Source organism: Bradyrhizobium sp. HKCCYLS3077 (assembly GCF_051167555.1).
Classification (GTDB): Bacteria; Pseudomonadota; Alphaproteobacteria; order Rhizobiales; family Xanthobacteraceae; genus Bradyrhizobium.
This window is the reverse complement of record NZ_JBNPTH010000002.1, coordinates 423,291-438,730: the sequence shown is the minus strand read 5'-3', so window position 1 is coordinate 438,730 and position 15,440 is coordinate 423,291. Positions and strand designations below refer to the sequence as shown.

13 protein-coding genes are annotated in these 15,440 nt (G+C 67.2%); 7 read left to right on the top strand and 6 right to left on the bottom strand.

Annotated features, from left to right (window positions below; translation table 11 throughout):
- The first annotated feature begins 281 nt into the window (after positions 1-281).
- Both ACQR0Z_RS08005 and ACQR0Z_RS08000 read left to right on the top strand, forming a co-directional pair.
- The gene (locus ACQR0Z_RS08005; RefSeq protein WP_434918269.1) at positions 282-2,591 is read left to right on the top strand and encodes a TonB-dependent siderophore receptor; all 2,310 of its coding nucleotides are present in this window, start codon (positions 282-284) and stop codon (positions 2,589-2,591) included.
- Between the two features lie 13 nt (positions 2,592-2,604).
- The gene (locus ACQR0Z_RS08000; RefSeq protein WP_434918268.1) at positions 2,605-3,771 is read left to right on the top strand and encodes a PepSY-associated TM helix domain-containing protein; all 1,167 of its coding nucleotides are present in this window, start codon (positions 2,605-2,607) and stop codon (positions 3,769-3,771) included.
- A 5-nt stretch (positions 3,772-3,776) separates the two neighbouring features.
- Here the strand turns inward: ACQR0Z_RS08000 and ACQR0Z_RS07995 are convergent, their stop codons facing one another.
- Together ACQR0Z_RS07995 and ACQR0Z_RS07990 are read right to left on the bottom strand one after the other, a co-directional pair.
- Positions 3,777-4,337 carry an HXXEE domain-containing protein gene (locus ACQR0Z_RS07995; protein WP_434918267.1) on the bottom strand — a complete coding sequence of 187 codons (561 nt, stop codon included), beginning with the start codon at positions 4,335-4,337 and terminating at the stop codon, positions 3,777-3,779.
- 125 nt (positions 4,338-4,462) lie between these two features.
- Positions 4,463-4,753: a hypothetical protein gene (locus tag ACQR0Z_RS07990; protein ID WP_434861371.1), complete on the bottom strand. Its 291-nt coding sequence runs from the start codon at positions 4,751-4,753 to the stop codon at positions 4,463-4,465.
- A 178-nt stretch (positions 4,754-4,931) separates the two neighbouring features.
- On the opposite strand from ACQR0Z_RS07990, the gene ACQR0Z_RS07985 reads away from it, so the two are divergent.
- Positions 4,932-5,543 carry a TetR/AcrR family transcriptional regulator gene (locus tag ACQR0Z_RS07985; RefSeq protein ID WP_434918266.1) on the top strand — a complete coding sequence of 204 codons (612 nt, stop codon included), beginning with the start codon at positions 4,932-4,934 and terminating at the stop codon, positions 5,541-5,543.
- A 7-nt stretch (positions 5,544-5,550) separates the two neighbouring features.
- Here the strand turns inward: ACQR0Z_RS07985 and ACQR0Z_RS07980 are convergent, their stop codons facing one another.
- Positions 5,551-5,784: a hypothetical protein gene (locus ACQR0Z_RS07980; RefSeq protein WP_434861369.1), complete on the bottom strand. Its 234-nt coding sequence runs from the start codon at positions 5,782-5,784 to the stop codon at positions 5,551-5,553.
- A 129-nt stretch (positions 5,785-5,913) separates the two neighbouring features.
- Between ACQR0Z_RS07980 and ACQR0Z_RS07975 the strand changes: the two genes are divergently transcribed.
- The gene (locus tag ACQR0Z_RS07975) at positions 5,914-6,639 is read left to right on the top strand and encodes a Crp/Fnr family transcriptional regulator (protein WP_434876570.1); all 726 of its coding nucleotides are present in this window, start codon (positions 5,914-5,916) and stop codon (positions 6,637-6,639) included.
- 13 nt (positions 6,640-6,652) lie between these two features.
- On the opposite strand, the gene ACQR0Z_RS07970 is transcribed toward ACQR0Z_RS07975, so the two are convergent.
- Positions 6,653-7,291, bottom strand: a complete 639-nt coding sequence (locus ACQR0Z_RS07970; RefSeq protein WP_434918265.1) for a CAP domain-containing protein — start codon at positions 7,289-7,291, stop codon at positions 6,653-6,655.
- A 1-nt stretch (position 7,292) separates the two neighbouring features.
- Positions 7,293-7,613 carry a hypothetical protein gene (locus ACQR0Z_RS07965; protein WP_434918264.1) on the bottom strand — a complete coding sequence of 107 codons (321 nt, stop codon included), beginning with the start codon at positions 7,611-7,613 and terminating at the stop codon, positions 7,293-7,295.
- A 209-nt stretch (positions 7,614-7,822) separates the two neighbouring features.
- Between ACQR0Z_RS07965 and ACQR0Z_RS07960 the strand changes: the two genes are divergently transcribed.
- On the top strand, positions 7,823-9,067 hold the full coding sequence (locus ACQR0Z_RS07960; protein ID WP_434876572.1) for a multidrug effflux MFS transporter: 1,245 nt from the start codon (positions 7,823-7,825) through the stop codon (positions 9,065-9,067).
- Positions 9,068-9,293: 226 nt separating this feature from the next.
- Here the strand turns inward: ACQR0Z_RS07960 and ACQR0Z_RS07955 are convergent, their stop codons facing one another.
- Positions 9,294-11,096 (bottom strand): ShlB/FhaC/HecB family hemolysin secretion/activation protein, encoded by a 1,803-nt coding sequence (locus ACQR0Z_RS07955; protein WP_434918263.1) that lies wholly within the window; start codon positions 11,094-11,096, stop codon positions 9,294-9,296.
- Between the two features lie 127 nt (positions 11,097-11,223).
- Between ACQR0Z_RS07955 and ACQR0Z_RS07950 the strand changes: the two genes are divergently transcribed.
- On the top strand, positions 11,224-12,468 hold the full coding sequence (locus ACQR0Z_RS07950) for a FecR domain-containing protein (RefSeq protein WP_434918262.1): 1,245 nt from the start codon (positions 11,224-11,226) through the stop codon (positions 12,466-12,468).
- Positions 12,469-12,617: 149 nt separating this feature from the next.
- On the top strand, positions 12,618-15,386 hold the full coding sequence (locus ACQR0Z_RS07945; protein ID WP_434918261.1) for an EAL domain-containing protein: 2,769 nt from the start codon (positions 12,618-12,620) through the stop codon (positions 15,384-15,386).
- Positions 15,387-15,440 lie beyond the last annotated feature (54 nt).

The window sequence follows — 15,440 nt, the reverse complement described above, 5'->3', positions numbered from 1 at the left end:
CTGAAACGCACGGCGCTCCCTCCGCAGAGCGGATGGAGCGCTGTCGTTTGCGCAGAGACCGCGCAGTTTGCACGGTCATGCAGCGCGCGATGATCACGCGGCGTACGATGCCGCAAAGACGCCGCGCGGGGCGCAAGTTCGATTCAATTCCAACAACGAAACACCCGATGACTTAGAAGGATTCAAGCACCCGCGCCGTGTTCTTTGCCGCATCGCATTGCTAGACCTCACGTCAAGCGACCGTCACCTCGACCGCCGCGACGTTGGAAGTGCAGTGAACGATGACAGACGACAATAGCCGGCGCGAGGTTTTCACCCGGACCGGTATGTATGGCGCGATTGCGCTCGTGAGTGCCCTGACCGCAGACCTCGGCTGCTCCTCTCCCGCAAATGCACAGGTCACGCTGCCGCCGGTGACGGTCGACGCGCCGGCAGCGAAGCGCAAGCCTGCGGTCGCCGCCGGACCGGCGCAGCGCCAAGCGCGCGTCGCGCAGCAGAGACGCAGCGTGCAGCCGACGCCGACGCCGACGCCGACGCGCGCGGAGCGCGCCGCAGCGGAGGCCGTCGTTCTCAACGCCGCCAAGCTCAACTACCGCGCGATGCCGAGCGCGACGACCCTGCGCACCGGCGCCTCGCCGCTCGACACCGCCCAATCCGTCAACCTCGTGCCGTCACAGGTGCTGAAGGACCAGTTGCCGCGCAACATCGACGATGCGCTCGCCAATATCAGCGGCGTCACCCAGGCCAACACGCTGGCAGGAACGCAGGATGCGGTGATGCGCCGCGGCTTCGGCGACAATCGCGACGGCTCGATCATGCGCAACGGCCTGCCGCTGGTGCAGAGCCGCAGCCTCAATGCTGCGGTGGACAGCGTCGAGGTGCTCAAGGGCCCGGCGTCGCTGCTGTACGGCATCATGGATCCCGGCGGCATCGTCAATACCATCAGCAAGCGCCCCGAGCTGTATCAGCACGGCTCGGTGACGCTGCTCGGCTCGGCCTTCGCCAACGACAAGACCGGCGCCGACGGCATGCTCGACATTACCGGCCCGATCGGCGACGGCGGCCTTGCCTATCGCTTCATCGGCTACGGCGTGAGCGAGGACTACTGGCGCAATTTCGGCCGCCACCGCGAGATGCTGGTGGCGCCGTCGCTGGCCTGGTACGGCGAGACGACCACCGTCCAGCTCAACTACGAGCACCGCGAGTTCATCACCCCATTCGATCGCGGCACCGCCTTCATCAACGGCGCGCCGCTCGCGATCCCCGCGACGCGACGGCTCGACGAGCCCTATAACAACACGTGGGGGCAGTCCGACCTGGTGCAGGCCTCGGTCGAGCAGAAGCTCAACGAGGACTGGAAGCTCACCGCCGCCTACAGCTACAACACCGAGAGGTCCAGCTCCAACCAGCTGCGTATCACCGCGATCGATGCGAAGGGCAATGAGACCCGCAGCAATGACGGCACCTGGGGCGCGCTGAGCCGGGTCAGCTATGGCACGTCCTATATTCAAGGCGCGTTCTGGCTGGGCGGCTTGCGTAACGAGGTGCTGTTCGGCGGCGATGCGCAATATCGCACGATCTATCGCCAGGACCTGATCCGCCAGACCGTGCCGAAATCGATTCTGTTCAACGTCTACAACCCGGTCTACGGCCTGCTGCAGCCGGGCACGACCATCTCGGCGAGCGACAGCGAGCAGACCGACAAGCTCGGGCAGTATTCGCTGTTCCTGCAGGACACGCTGCACGTCACCGACAAGCTCTCCTTCGTCGGCGGCGTCCGCTACATGGACTACGAGCAGCTCGCCGGCCGCGGCCGGCCGTTCAAGGCCAACACCGACGTCGCCGCCGACACCGTGCTGCCGCTCGGCGGCGCCATTCTCAAGCTGAACGAGCAGGTCTCGCTGTACGCCAGCTACACCAAGAGCCTGAAGCCGAACTCGACGATCGCGCCGCTGACCGGCGGCGTGGTGCTCGGCTCCAACATCGCGCCCGAGCAGGGCACGGCGTGGGAGACCGGCTTCAAGTTCGACCTCGACAAGCGGCTGTCCGGCACCGTCGCATTCTACGACATCGACAAGCAGAACGTGCTGGTGTCGCAGACCAATGCCAGCAACGTCGTCGAATACACCACCGCGGGCAAGGTGCGCTCGCGCGGCGCCGAGGTCGACGTCACCGGCAAGATCGCCGAGCATTGGACCATGATCGGCAGCTACGGCTACACCGATGCCCGGGTGACCGACGACCCGGTCTATCGCGGCAACCGGCTGCAGAACGTCGCGCTCAACACCGCTTCGCTCTATCTCGTCTACGATTTCGGCACCGCCCTGCCCGGCCAGCTCAGACTCGGCGGCGGCGCACGCTATGTCGGCGACCGCGCCGGCGATGCCGCCAACAGTTTCGTGCTGCCGTCCTACGTCGTCGCCGACATGTTCGCGAGCTACGAGACCAGGCACCAGAACCTGCCGGTGATCTACCAGCTCAACGTCAAGAACCTGTTCGACAACGTCTATTACCCCTCGGCCAACAGCGTGCTGAACGTCGCGGTCGGCGATGCAAGGCGGGTGTCGCTGTCGGCGACGGTGAAGTTCTAGCCGGAGACACCGCGTGACGTCATTCCGCATCAAGCCCGCGCTGCTGCAGATCCACTCCGTCCTCGGCCTCGTCGCAGCGCTGATCCTGTCGCTGATGGGCGTCACCGGCGCGATCATGGGTTTCGAGGACGAGATCCAGGCCGGTCTCAACGCCACGCTGGCCCACGTCACGCCGCGCGCGGAGGCTCCGCTTGCGCCGGCCGAGCTCGTCGCGCGGCTGCAGGCTGATCCCGCGCTCGGCAAGATCTCGGCGATCACGCTGTCGCGCGATCCCTCGGCCGCCGCGCGCATCCGCTTCGCGCGCAACGATGCCGGCGGCCGGCCCTCATCTCTGCTGGTCGATCCCTATGACGGCCGCGTGCTCGGCGAGCCCCGCGGCGAGGCGTTCTTCGAAACCGTGCGCCACCTGCATCGCTGGCTGCTACTGCCGGGCGACGGCAATGGCGCCGGCCGGCAGATCACCGGCGCCGCCGTGCTCGGCCTTCTCGTGCTGCTGATCACGGGCATCGTGCTGCGCTGGCCGAAGCGCGCGAGCAGCGCGAAGCTGTGGCTGAAGCCGCAGCTGGGCTTGCGCGGCCGCGGCCTGCATCGCTCGCTGCACAGCGTGATCGGCACATGGCTGCTGCCGGTGTATCTGGTGATCGCGCTGACCGGACTGTCCTACTCCTACGCCTGGTACAAGGACGGCCTGACCTGGCTGCTGGCGCCATCGCGGGCGCCGATGGCGGCTAAGGCGCCGCGCGAGGGACGCTCGGAGGCGGCCGATGCAAAGACGGTCTCGCTCGATCGCGTGTGGACCACGGTGCGCGAGCAGATCGGCGACCGCTTCGCCGTGATGCAGCTGACCTTGCCCGCCGGCGGAGGCGCCGTGCGCGTGCGCGCCTGGCCGAGCGAGGACCATGACGGCCGCCGCGACGAATTCCGCATCGACGGCGCGACCGGCCGGCTGATCTCGGCGGACCGCTACGCCGACAAGACCACCGGCGAGCGCGTGCTGGCGCGTATCCTCGACATTCACCGCGGCAGCATCCTCGGCTGGCCGGGCCAGCTCGTCTTCATGCTCGCGGCGGCGCTGATGCCATTGTTCGCCGTGACCGGCGTGCTGCTCTATCTGTCCCGCCGGCGCCTACGACGGCCGCAGCCGATGGCTCAGACGATCCAGCTCGTGCCCGGCGAATAGACCGCTCAGGCCACCGCGGCGTGCCGTGCGCGCCGGATGGCATTGGCGGCGATGATGACGTGCAGCAGCAGCGACAGGCCGAAGCCGAGCGCATGCTGCGCCGCTGTCGCGGGAATGGTGAGCACTGTCGCCAGCCCCAGCGGAATGAACACGACGATGCCGGTGACAAGGCCCGGATTGTAGCCGCGGAAGCGCAAGGCCGGGCCGATATGGCCGAGCGAATTGACCAGCATCAGATAGGGCGCGACCAGCGCCCAGCCGGGACCGGCGATCCAGGCGACATAGAGCGCGGCGAGATCGATGCCCCATACCGCGCCGCAATTCACCCACAGCACATCGCCCGTGGTCAGCGCCTCGCGCCCTCCGAACATGACATTGTTGACGAAGCTGCGGAAGCGGTCGCCGGTGTGCTCCTCGACCTGGTGGATCATGTAGCCCGGCGAATGCAGGAAGATCAGAAGCATGGCCAGCGGCCAGTCGGCCGCCAGCAGCGGCACCAGCGCGAGCAGCGCTGCGGCCATGAACACGGCACCGGCGACCCAATGGCGGGCGAGGAGATCGAGCATCAGGCATTGATGCGCGACTCGGCCGGACTTGCCAAGCCGGGTTCCTGCGGGGACGCACCGGAGCGGAGCCGGCTGCGACCTCATGTCAGGGCCGCAGCCTGCAACCTCTTCTCGTCGGCTGCGACCTACTTCAGCAGCACCAGGCATTCACCAGCGGGGGTGGCGTTGGTGCGCGCGGTGTCGCGATCGAACTTGCCGGCCATCACCAGCGGGCGGACACGCTCGACGATGACGTCCTTGACGACGCTGTCCGGGCCGATCGCCGGCGCGGTGACGTCATAGATCTGCTTCGCCACCGGCGACAGCTTGGCGGCGCAGCTGTCCGCGGCGGCGCGGTTGCCGGCGAACGCGCTTTGCGACACGAGACATTGGGAGACGGCGATGAGGGCCACAAACGGAAATACGACGCGCAGCATGGCAATCAGATCCTTCGTTCAAATGAGGTTCATCCTGGTGCACGCAGGCTCGGCCCGTACTCACCGACCATCACGGGCCGCCCGCATGCGGGCTCCGATCTAACCCGCCCCCGCCAGAACGCCTACTCGATTTCCAGAACTCTCAACCGAGACTCGAGCGATGCAGGAAGCGCCTGAAATGCTTCGTAAAAACCCGGTGCAGAAGCGCACGCGGCAGACGCTGGACGTGCTGTTCGAGGCAACCGCTCAACTTCTGCAGCGCGACGGGGCCAAGGCGGTCAACACCAACGCCATCGCCGAACGCGCCGGCTTCTCGATCGGCACGCTCTACAGCTACTTCAAGGACAAGACCTCGCTGTTGCGCGCGCTGGCGCTGCGCGAGTTCGCCCGCCAGGAGGCGCAGTTCGCCGAGGCCCTGGCGGCGCATCGCGGACTCGGCCGCGAGGCGATCGTGCGCGCGGCGGTGCGCCAGGGATTTGCACCGTTTGCCGGCCGCCACCGTGTGCGGCGGCATCTGCTGGTGCTGTTCGGCCATGACGTCGAGTTGCAGCGCGCGCTGCACGACATGGTCGATCGCATGACCGACCGGCTGATCGAGGCGCTCGACCTCGACAGCGAGGCGCTGCCGCCAGCGCGGCGCTACATCCTTATCAGATCGGCGCTCGGCCCGATCCGAACCGCTGTCATGCGCGAGCACCACCTGATCGAGACCCGCGACCTGGAGGATGAGCTGGTGCAGCTGGTGCTGTTCCTGGCCGAGCCCCGGGCGCGCGGCGCCGCCGCATATTGACCAGCCCTCAATGAGGTTTGGGCTCGGTCGCGCCGAGCCGCTCCGCCAGCTTCTTCAGGCTCTCCTCGCTGGGCGGCAGACTCTGGAATTCGCGGATCGCCCGCGACAGCTCCTGATCCGACATCGGATGCGCCGGCTGGCGAAGACGGCCCTCCGTCAGCGCCGACGCGATGGTCTCGATATGCGGGCCTGAACCGCCGAACAATCGGCGGAGCCGGTAGAGGAACGCGATGTGGGGCACGGCTGTTCTCCCGATGCGGTGACCGGCAACTCGCTTCCGCATCCTCTGATACCATACCCGACCTTAGTAGGAACCGGCGAGGCCATCGTCTCATTTGATATCCGAGAGGATCAGAGGGCCTGATTTCCGATGGAAGCCGACAGGATCGTCATCAACAAGCTGCGGGAACATTCCCGGCTGACGGGGGACGACATCACCGAAATCAGGAACCTGAATTTTGCGCCGCGCGAATTGTCCGATCAAGAGGACCTCATTCGTCAGGGCGACGAGCCGGACAAATCGGTGGTGGTGTTGTCCGGCTGGGTGGCGCGTTATCACCTGCTATCCGGCGGCGGACGGCAATATCTGTCCTTCCACATGGCCGGCGACTGGCCGGACGCCCAGGCGCTGTTCCTCGATCGCATGGACCACGCGGTCTGCGCGATCGGGCCGGCCCTGGTCGCGGGCATTCAGCACAAGGAGCTGACCCGTGTGATCGCCCGGCGGCCGGGGCTCGGCTTCGCAATCTGGCGCGAGACCTTGATCGATGCCGCGATCTTCCGAGAGGCGATCACCAACAACAGCGCGCGGGCCAAGCCGGCGCGCATGGCGCATCTGTTCTGTGAGCTGTTCTACCGCGCCCGCGCGCTCGAGCTCGCGCATGACGATCGGCTCGAGCTGCCGGTCAGCCTGGTCCAGCTCGGCGAGGCGCTCGGCATGGCGATCGCAACCGTCAACCGCACGCTGGTCGAGCTGCGCGCGAGCCGCGCCGTCGATTTCCGCAGCGGCCTGCTGACCGTGTTTGACTGGGGCCGGCTATGCGCGATCGGTGAGTTCGATCCCGGCTACCTGCACCTGAAGAAGCAGCTGCTCTGACCTGCGCAACAGCTCAGATGCAGAGGCCGATGAACTTGATGTTGAGGTGACAGTCTTTCGACGCCGGCGGCTTGGCGCCCCAGCGCGTCGTGGTCTTGGTGTCAGTCTTGGTGCCGCTCTTGTCGGATTTCGGCGCGGTCTGCGCGACCACCGCCTTGCCCTTGCTCTTTGGACTTCCCTTCGGCTTGTCGGTCTCGTAGTCGCCCGCAATCACCATCGCCCAATAGGTGCGCTTGCCGTTCGCGGTCCTGGCGCTGGCGATGCCGACCTTAGTCGCCTTGGGCAGCAGCAGGTTCTTGCGGTGGCCGGCGGAGTTGATCCACTGGCCCAGCGTCTTGTCGAAATTGTCGTAGCCATAGGCGATGTTCTCGGCGGCGCGCCCCGCATTCGACGGCGCGACGCGGCGGGTGAACGGCCCGAGCACCTCGTGGCTGAGATCGTCCTTCTCGGCCATGGCGCGCGCCTGGTCCATCGCGATCCGGTCGAGCGTGGCGTCGCGCGTCACACGGCCCTCGCCATTCTTGAGCCGGAACGCCGAGATCTGATCGGCCGGGGCTGTGTCCTGTGCCGCGGCCATCGGGGCCGCCATCACCATCAGCATCGTCATCAGGAGCGCACCGAACCGGCGCGCCTTCCCACCCTGCATCGCCATTCTAGTCCACCGCCTCGAGCGGATAGACGTCGATCGCCGGCTCCTCGTAAGGATGGGCGCCCCGGATCGCACCGAGCACGGCCTTGAGCCTGTCCGCAGCGCACACCGTCTCGATGCGCTCCTCCTCGACCGTCTCGAGCTGGCCGACCGCACCGATCGCGGGATTGGCGCCGGCCAGCGGCCGGAAGCGGCCCATGCCCTTCAGGGTAAACGAACAGTAATCGTAATTGCCGATCCGCCCGGCGCCGGCCGCGCCCATGGCGCTGCGGACGGCCTCGCCATCGGCCTCCGGCACGTAGACCACGATCTTGTAGGTTTTCATCCGCTGACCCGTCTGATCACACGGGCGTTACCATCGGTCGGTCCATGGCGCAATTTTCGGCAGCTCACGCGCGGTCACATTCGCGCCAGCCCGCTCGCCCGGTCCGATGATCAGCCATTCCGAAACACGCCTTGTGCGGCGCAACAACTCCGTTACTTATCGGAGCATCCATCCGCTTGCTGCGCCACCGTCTCCAGGAAGGCCCTCCCTTGACCGATACCAGCGCCGATCTCGAACTCGTTCGCCACCGGCCGATGGGCTTCACGGAGTTCGTCATCGTGGTCGCGGCGATCATGGCGCTCAACCCGCTGGCCATGGACATGATGCTGCCGGCGCTGCCGAACATCGGCGCCTCCTTCCACATCGATGTCGCCAACCGGGTGCAGACGGTGCTGTCGGCATTCGTCATCGGCTTCGGTCTCGGCCAGTTCGCGATCGGCCCGCTGTCCGACAGCTACGGCCGCCGCCCGGTCCTGATCGGCGGCATGGTGGTGTATGCGATCGCCAGCCTGCTCGCGATCGCCGCGCCGTCCTTCGAGCTGCTGCTGCTGGCGCGCGTGCTGGAAGGGCTCGGCACCGCGGCGACGCGCGTGATCGCGACTTCGATCGTGCGCGATTGCTACGCCGGCCGCCGCATGGCGAGCGTGGTGTCGCTCGCGATGATGGTGTTCATCGCCATTCCCGTGATCGCACCGGCGTTCGGCCAGGCCGTGATGCTGCTGACGCAATGGCGCGGCATCTTCGTCGTGCTGACGCTCTACGGCATCGTGACGCTGATCTGGGCCGCGCTGCGGCTGCCGGAGACGCTGCCCGAAAACGAGCGCAAGCCGTTCTCGATCGCCGCGATCGGCGCCTCGTTCCGCCACACGCTGACCAACCGCCAGACGCTCGGCTACGCGCTCGCCGCCAGCGGCATTTTCGGCGCCGTGCTCGGCTACGTGCTGTCGTCGCAGCAGCTGTTCACCGGCGTCTATCATCTCGGCCACTACTTCCCCGTCGCCTTCGCCGCGATCGCCGTGACCATCGCCGTGGCCGGCTTCCTCAATGCCCGGCTGGTCGGCCGGCTCGGCATGCGCATGATCTCGCACAGCGCGCTGGTCGGCAGCGTCGTCATCGCGCTCACCTGCTTCAGCGCGGCGATGCTCGACATGCTGCCGCTGTGGCTGTTCATGCTGCTGTCCGCGGGGATGATGTTCTCGTTCGGCCTGATGTTTGCGAACTTCACCGCGCTCGCGATGGAGCCGCAGCGCGCCAATGCCGGCACCGCGTCCTCGCTCTACGGCTCGATCACCACGCTGCTCGGCATGGGCGCCGGCGCCATCGTCGGCCAGGCCTTCAACGGCACGCCGCTGCCGTTCGCAGCCGGCTTCCTGGCCTGCACCGCCAGCGCACTCGCCATCGTGCTGATCACCGAGAAGGGCCGGCTGTTCCACGGATCGGGCAAGCCGGTCTGATTGGAGCACTGGAGGGGCCTCGATGACCCCTCCAACATCCTGGCACATTGATCATGTAGCCCCCGCTGTCATCGTCCGCGAAAGCGGACGATCCAGTACGCCGTGACACCTCGGTTCTATGTCTTCTGCCTCGGAGTACTGGATGCCCCGCTTTCGCGGAGCATGACAGCCGTGGTGACGGCGAAAGCTCAACCCGAAACAACTGCCGGCTCCAAGATAGGATCGTCTAGATGCAAGGCCCCTGGCCGCGCTGCGGGCACATCTTCAACACGCTCGACAGAGACAGCAGCAGGCGTGCGCCGCGCGTTGAATTGTCGGGCGCGCGGTAGCTGAGCGGGAACGCCACGCCGAGATCGGCGCGCCAGTCGTTCGGGAAGGTGAAGCGCACGCCGCCGCCCGCCGAGGTCAGCGCGACGCCGTCGGACGGCCGGAAGCCGTCGTTCCAGGCCAGCCCCGCATCGAAGAAGCTGTAGAGCTGGTAGCTCTTCAGATAGGTCCAGTCCGGCTTCTGCTCGAAGCGGACCTCGAACGTGCCGGCCATGCCATTGTCGCCGCTGATTTCGGCGCTGCCGTAGCCGCGGCCATAGGCGAAACCGCCGAGATAGAATTGCTGCGAATTGTAAAGGGGACCCGAGGCGAGCTGGCCGGCGGCGGCGAGCTTCAGCGACCAGGCGTCCGACAAGGTCTGGTAGCGCGTGAACCAGCCGTTGACGACCGAGAAGGTGGGCGACGCGGTATCGCGCGAGGCCAAGGGATCGCCGGCGCGGGTCGCACCGAGCACGTTCAGACCCTGCTTGTAGGCGAGCGTCAGATAGCTGTCGCCGCCGAGATCATCCTTCCAACGATAGTCGGCGGTGGCCGTCAGGGTGCGGATGTGATCGCGATACCAGACGCCGAACACGTCCCGTTCGGTCACCTCGCTGAAGGCGGCCGCGAGGTTCAGCCGCAGCGAGGCGCGCTGCGACTGGATCGGCGTGACGCCGCCGCGCAGCTCATAGGTTTCGGTGACCGTGTTGTCGTTGAACCGGCGCCTGATGTCGCCCGGCCGCACCTCGCTGTACAGCGCGGAGCCACCGACATAGGCGCCGTCGGTGCCGACGGGCACCTCGTAGGACAGTCGCCCGAACGCGAGCTGCCTGGGATCGCCGGGGGTCGTCGACAGGTTGGCGGTGAGCGTATCGCCCGGCAACAGATAGGAGTTGAAGGCGGCGGTGGCATAGCTCTGCCACGGACCGACGGTGGAGGAGCCCAGATTGTCGACGCCGGCGAAGCCGTAGACGTGCCAGGTCTGCAGCTCGATCACCAGGCGGAACCGGCCGGTGGTGCCGCCGATCTCCTCCAGCGATGAATCGACCAGGCGCACGCCGCCGCGGCTGTTGATCAGCAGCAACTGGCGCTCGAGCGTCGTGAGGCGCGACGGGCTCTCGGCGAGGACAGGGTCCAGCATCGGCCGGACGCCGAATTCCTCCGCGCCCGTTCCCTTGAGGCTGACCTCGGTGATGCTGCCTTCGATGACCTGGATCCGGACCCGGCCATTGCTGATGTCCTGCGGCGGAACGATCGCACGGCTGAGATGATAGCCGGCGGCGCGGTACTGGTCGCTGATCGCCGTCGCGATCGCCGCGAGGTCGGCCTGCGACACCGGCTTACCGAGATAGGGCTGATAGGCCGAAGCAAGCTGGTCGGCCGGCAGCGCCGACGCGCCGGTCAGGGCAACCGCGCGCAGGGTAAACAGAGGCTTGACGTCGCCGCCCCCGCCCTGGGGTGCGAACTGCGGCGCACGCGGCCGCGGCGGAACCGGCTGCGCCGAGCGCCGCTGCTGCTCGTCGAGATACCTCTCCGTCTGCCGGGGATCAAAGCCGGGCTGGCTGACCTGCTGCGCCTCGGCGCCGGCCACGAACAGCAATGCGGAGACCGAAATGCCGAGGACGATCGCGGCCCCGTTCAGGGGTCGCGAACCGTTGCGTGCGGCCGCCTTGCTGGGCCAACCCGCGATCCTCCCAGTTCCCTCGACACAACCCACACGCATCCTTCGTTCTTAGTTTGTTAAGGTCAATGAAGCGTAAATGCGCGAAGGAAAGCGGGCCGCAACTCATAAGGGTCTCTTGAAACATTTCGATTAGTTTCAAAGGCCGCCAACGACGCGAGTTCGAGCCATGTCATCCAAGCATCTCCTGCGAACTGGACTGATTGCCGCGTCGCTTTTCGCCGCGGTGCCCGTCGCGTTCGCCGCCGACGGTGAACCGTGGCTGGTGAGCAAATCCTCGGGCGAAGTCTGGGTCACCTCGAAGGGCGCCAGCCAGGTTTCGCTCGGCCGCGACGAAGAGCTCAAGCCGGGCGATACGATCCGCACCGGACCAGCGGGCCGCGTGCGCCTGACCCGCGGCGAAGAGGTCATCGTGATCGCGCCGAACTCGGAGGTCGGCCTGCCGGCTGCCCCGAAGGACGGCATGGCGACCACCATCCTGCAGCGCGCCGGCTCCATCCTGCTCGATGTCGAGAAGCGCAACGTGCAGCATTTCGAGGTCGAGACCCCGTATCTGGCTGCCGTCGTGAAGGGCACCCAGTTCACCGTGACGGTCAACGGCCGCAGCACCAAGGTCGAGGTCAGCCGCGGCCAGGTCCAGGTCTCCGATTTCAAGACGGGGCAGATCGCCCAGATCATGCCCGGTCAGGCTGCCGCTACCTTCAACGGGGCCTCCGGTCTCAAACTGTCCGGCGCCGGCACCTTCAGCCCGATCGAGCAGGGCCGCCCGCGCGCGCCGACCATCGATCGCATTCCGGTGCCGCGCGATGGTCTGCAGGCGCCACGCGAAGCCAAGGGCAGCGTCATTCACGCGCTCAACGCCAATTCCACCGTGCCGCGCGCAGCGACCTCGGCCGCCGCGCAGCAGCCGTCGGCGACCACGTCCCATGGTGGCGCCCGGCCCAACGTCGTGCGCATCTCGACGTCGCTCGGCGAGGTCAATCTGAACATCCAGAAGGCGACGCGCGGCCTCGCCCATGGCGCTCATGGTGCGCCGGGAGCCGGCCGCAGCAATTGGAGCGAAGCGCGCGGCGGCAATGGCAATGCGACCAGCAACGCAGCGGCCGCCAGCGGCGCATCGGGAGACTCCTCGGTAGCTGCGGCCATCAGTGCCGCGATCGGCTCGCCTGCGGCATCCGCCGGCAATAACGGCTCGAACGGAGCCGCGGTGGCTGCCGCCGCCAACGGCAACGGCAACGGCAACGGCAACGGAGCTGGGAACGGCAACAACGGCGGCAACGGAAACAGCGGTCATGGCAATAGCGGCCATGGCAATAGCGGAAACAGCGGCAATAGCGGCCGGGGCAACAGCGGTGACGACGACCACGGCGGCGGCCGGGGCCGCGGCCATGCCTACGGTCACAACAAGGACTGATGCGACAGCATTCCGGTCACGGGACGTCGTGGCCTTCTGATCAGACGGAGCTGTCAGGGCGGTTCGACGTCCTGCAGTCGGGGACAGATGAGATCGGTTATCGCGCGAGCGGGCATCTGGGCCGGCTCCGCGGGCACTCGGGAGGGGGAATGTTCAGGCGGTTCATGCCGCATATTCTGGTGGTCGTTGCGCTGCTGACAGTGGGGCTGTCCGGCTGCTACGACCTCCTCAGTCATGCGCTCATCGACCTGCGCTTTCGGCTGGACAAGCGTCCCGCCAGCGGCGAGATCGCCATCGTCGCCATCGACCCTCGCTCGATCGAAGCCATCGGCGTCTGGCCGTGGCCACGCACCAACCATGCCCTTCTGCTGGACCAGTTGCAGCGCGCAGGTGCGCGCGAGGTCGCTTTCGACATCGATTTCAGCACTCCGTCCAACGCGGCGGCCGACCACGCCTTCCTCGAAGGGCTGCAGAGGGCCAGCGGCACCGTGGTGCTGCCTGCGTTCAAGCAGCTCAGCGCGGCAGGCAAGGATGCGGGCATTCACATCAACCGGCCGTTGCCGCAGTTCGAGACGACGGCATGGTCGGCGCTCGTCAACATCGAGGTCGCCCGCGATGGCCGCGTCAGGAGCTACGCGTTCGGCGAGTATTGCGAAATCGGGCACGGCAAGACATTCGTGCAGTCGATGGGCGCTTTCCTCGCCGGCAGCGACGCGATCAAGGACAGCCCATTCCTCATCGACTACGGCATCGACGCGTCATCCCTGACGAAAGTGTCCTATGTCGACGTGCTCCGGGGCGATGCCGCCGCGCTGGCCGCGCTGAAGGGCAAGCGGGTGATCGTCGGCGCCACCGCGATCGAGCTCAGCGACTATTACAGCGTCCCCAATGGCCGCGTGCTTCCTGGCGTCGTGCTGCAGGTCCTGGCCGCGGAATCGATCATCCAGCATCGCACCCTGCTCGCGACCTCGACCGCGGCGACCGTCGGAGCCCTGCTGCTGCTCGTCGTCGTCATGTTGGCGAGCTGGCGGCATCTGTCAGCCGCGCGACGCGCCCTGCTGATCGGGTTCATCGGCATCGGCATCGAGACCGTCGCGCTGCTGCTGCACGATCGCTATGCCGTGGTGCTCGACACGTCGCTGCTGCAGATCGCGCTGTTCGCCTATCTCGTGGCGACCGCGCTCGACGAGATCGACTTCCGCGGCCTGCTGCGCCACGTCGCCGAGAGCCGGTTCGAGCGGATCGCGATGTCGATCGGCGACGGGCTGGTGTGCACCGACCAGGACAAGCGGATCACGGTGTGGAATCCCGGAGCGGTGGCGATCTTCGGCTATGGCACTGAGGAGATCATCGGCCAGCCCTTCGCGCGGCTGCGCGCCGACGAGAACGCCGGGGACGATCTGTTCCCGCATCAGGAGGCGGCGCTGCCGGCAACCTTGCTGCCGGGCGGTGCGACGGTCGAGTTCGACGGGCGTCGCCGGGATGGCGAGGTGTTTCCGGTCGAGGCCAGCGTCTCGGCCTGGCAGGGCCCTGACGGGCTGCAATATGGCGTGATCCTGCGCGACATCTCCCTGCGCAAGCGCGAGGCCGAACGCATCCGTTATCTCGCCGAGCACGACACGCTCACCGGGCTGATCAACCGCCACACGCTGCAGACGGATCTGGCGGCCATGATCGCGCAGGCGGACAACGCCTCGGACCAGGTCGCGCTGCTGGTGATCGGCCTGGATGCCTTCCAGCACATCAACGACATGCTCGGCCACAGCTTCGGCGACAGCGTCCTGCGCGCCGCGGCCGAGCGGCTCGCCGGCGAGATCGGACGCATGGGGCGCGTGGCGCGGCTGAGCGGCGACGAGTTCGCCGTCGCCATTCCCTGCTCCGCCACCGGCGGCACCGTCACAGAGCTGGCCGCGCATCTCGCGCATTTGTTCGAGACACCGCTGGAGGCCGGCGGCCGGCAGCAGCGCGTCAGGATCAGCCTCGGCGTCGCCGTGCATCCGGAGGGCGGACAGAGCGCGGAGGAACTGCTCAGCAACGCGCACCTCGCGCTGTGCCGCGCCAAGACTGACCACCGTGGCAGCCATGTGATGTTCGAAACCGAGATCCGCGAGGAGCTGGAGCGGCGGCTGACGCTCGAGGCCGAGCTGACGCTCGCCGTCGAACGCCGCGAGTTCGAGCTGTTCTACCAGCCGCAGGTCAACCTCCTCAGCGGCCGCGTGATCGGCGCCGAGGCGCTGATCCGCTGGCGGCATCCGACCCGCGGCCTGGTGCCGCCCGGCGACTTCATCCCCGTCGTCAACACCTCGCCGCTGTCGGAGGCCGTCGCGACCTGGGTGATGGCGACCGCCTGCCGCCAGGCGCGCGAGTGGCAGCTCGCCGGCCACGACATCCGGGTCGGCGTCAACCTGTCGCCGTCGCAATTCCAGACCGGCGATCTCGCCGCCTTCGTCAGCAAGCTCTTGACCGTCACCGGCCTGTCGCCCAGCCTGCTGGAGCTCGAGGTCACCGAGGACATCCTGCTGCACGACGAGCCCGGCGTGCTGCAGACCTTCAACCGGCTGCAGGCGCTCGGCGTCAGCCTGGTGTTCGACGATTTCGGCACCGGCTATGCGAGCCTCAGCTATCTCAAAAAGTTTCCGCTCGACGGGCTGAAGATCGACCGCTCCTTCGTGCGCGACGTGCTGACGGAGTCCGACGACGCCGCCATCGTCGGCTCGACGGTGAGCCTCAGCAGCCAGCTCGGATTGTCGGTGATCGCCGAGGGCATCGAGAACCAGGCCACCGCGGACTTCCTGCTCCGGCTCGGCTGCGCGCAGGGCCAGGGCTATCATTTCGGCAAGCCGATGCCGGCCCAGGATTTCGCGCGGCGGTTCCTGACGGTGGACGCTGCCGACCAGCGGCAGGCGGGCGCGGCGTGAGGTGAGGCACCAGAAGATTTAAGCGGCCGAGCTCTACTCCTCGCCCCGCGCAGC

Coding starts and splice junctions, on each gene's coding strand:
- ACQR0Z_RS08005 (WP_434918269.1), top strand. CDS start 282: ATGACAGACGACAATAGCCGGCGCGAGGTTTTCACCCGGACCGGTATG.
- ACQR0Z_RS07995 (WP_434918267.1), bottom strand. CDS start 4,337: ATGCTCGATCTCCTCGCCCGCCATTGGGTCGCCGGTGCCGTGTTCATG.
- ACQR0Z_RS07990 (WP_434861371.1), bottom strand. CDS start 4,753: ATGCTGCGCGTCGTATTTCCGTTTGTGGCCCTCATCGCCGTCTCCCAA.
- ACQR0Z_RS07985 (WP_434918266.1), top strand. CDS start 4,932: ATGCTTCGTAAAAACCCGGTGCAGAAGCGCACGCGGCAGACGCTGGAC.
- ACQR0Z_RS07975 (WP_434876570.1), top strand. CDS start 5,914: ATGGAAGCCGACAGGATCGTCATCAACAAGCTGCGGGAACATTCCCGG.
- ACQR0Z_RS07970 (WP_434918265.1), bottom strand. CDS start 7,291: ATGGCGATGCAGGGTGGGAAGGCGCGCCGGTTCGGTGCGCTCCTGATG.
- ACQR0Z_RS07965 (WP_434918264.1), bottom strand. CDS start 7,613: ATGAAAACCTACAAGATCGTGGTCTACGTGCCGGAGGCCGATGGCGAG.
- ACQR0Z_RS07955 (WP_434918263.1), bottom strand. CDS start 11,096: ATGCGTGTGGGTTGTGTCGAGGGAACTGGGAGGATCGCGGGTTGGCCC.
- ACQR0Z_RS07950 (WP_434918262.1), top strand. CDS start 11,224: ATGTCATCCAAGCATCTCCTGCGAACTGGACTGATTGCCGCGTCGCTT.
- ACQR0Z_RS07945 (WP_434918261.1), top strand. CDS start 12,618: ATGTTCAGGCGGTTCATGCCGCATATTCTGGTGGTCGTTGCGCTGCTG.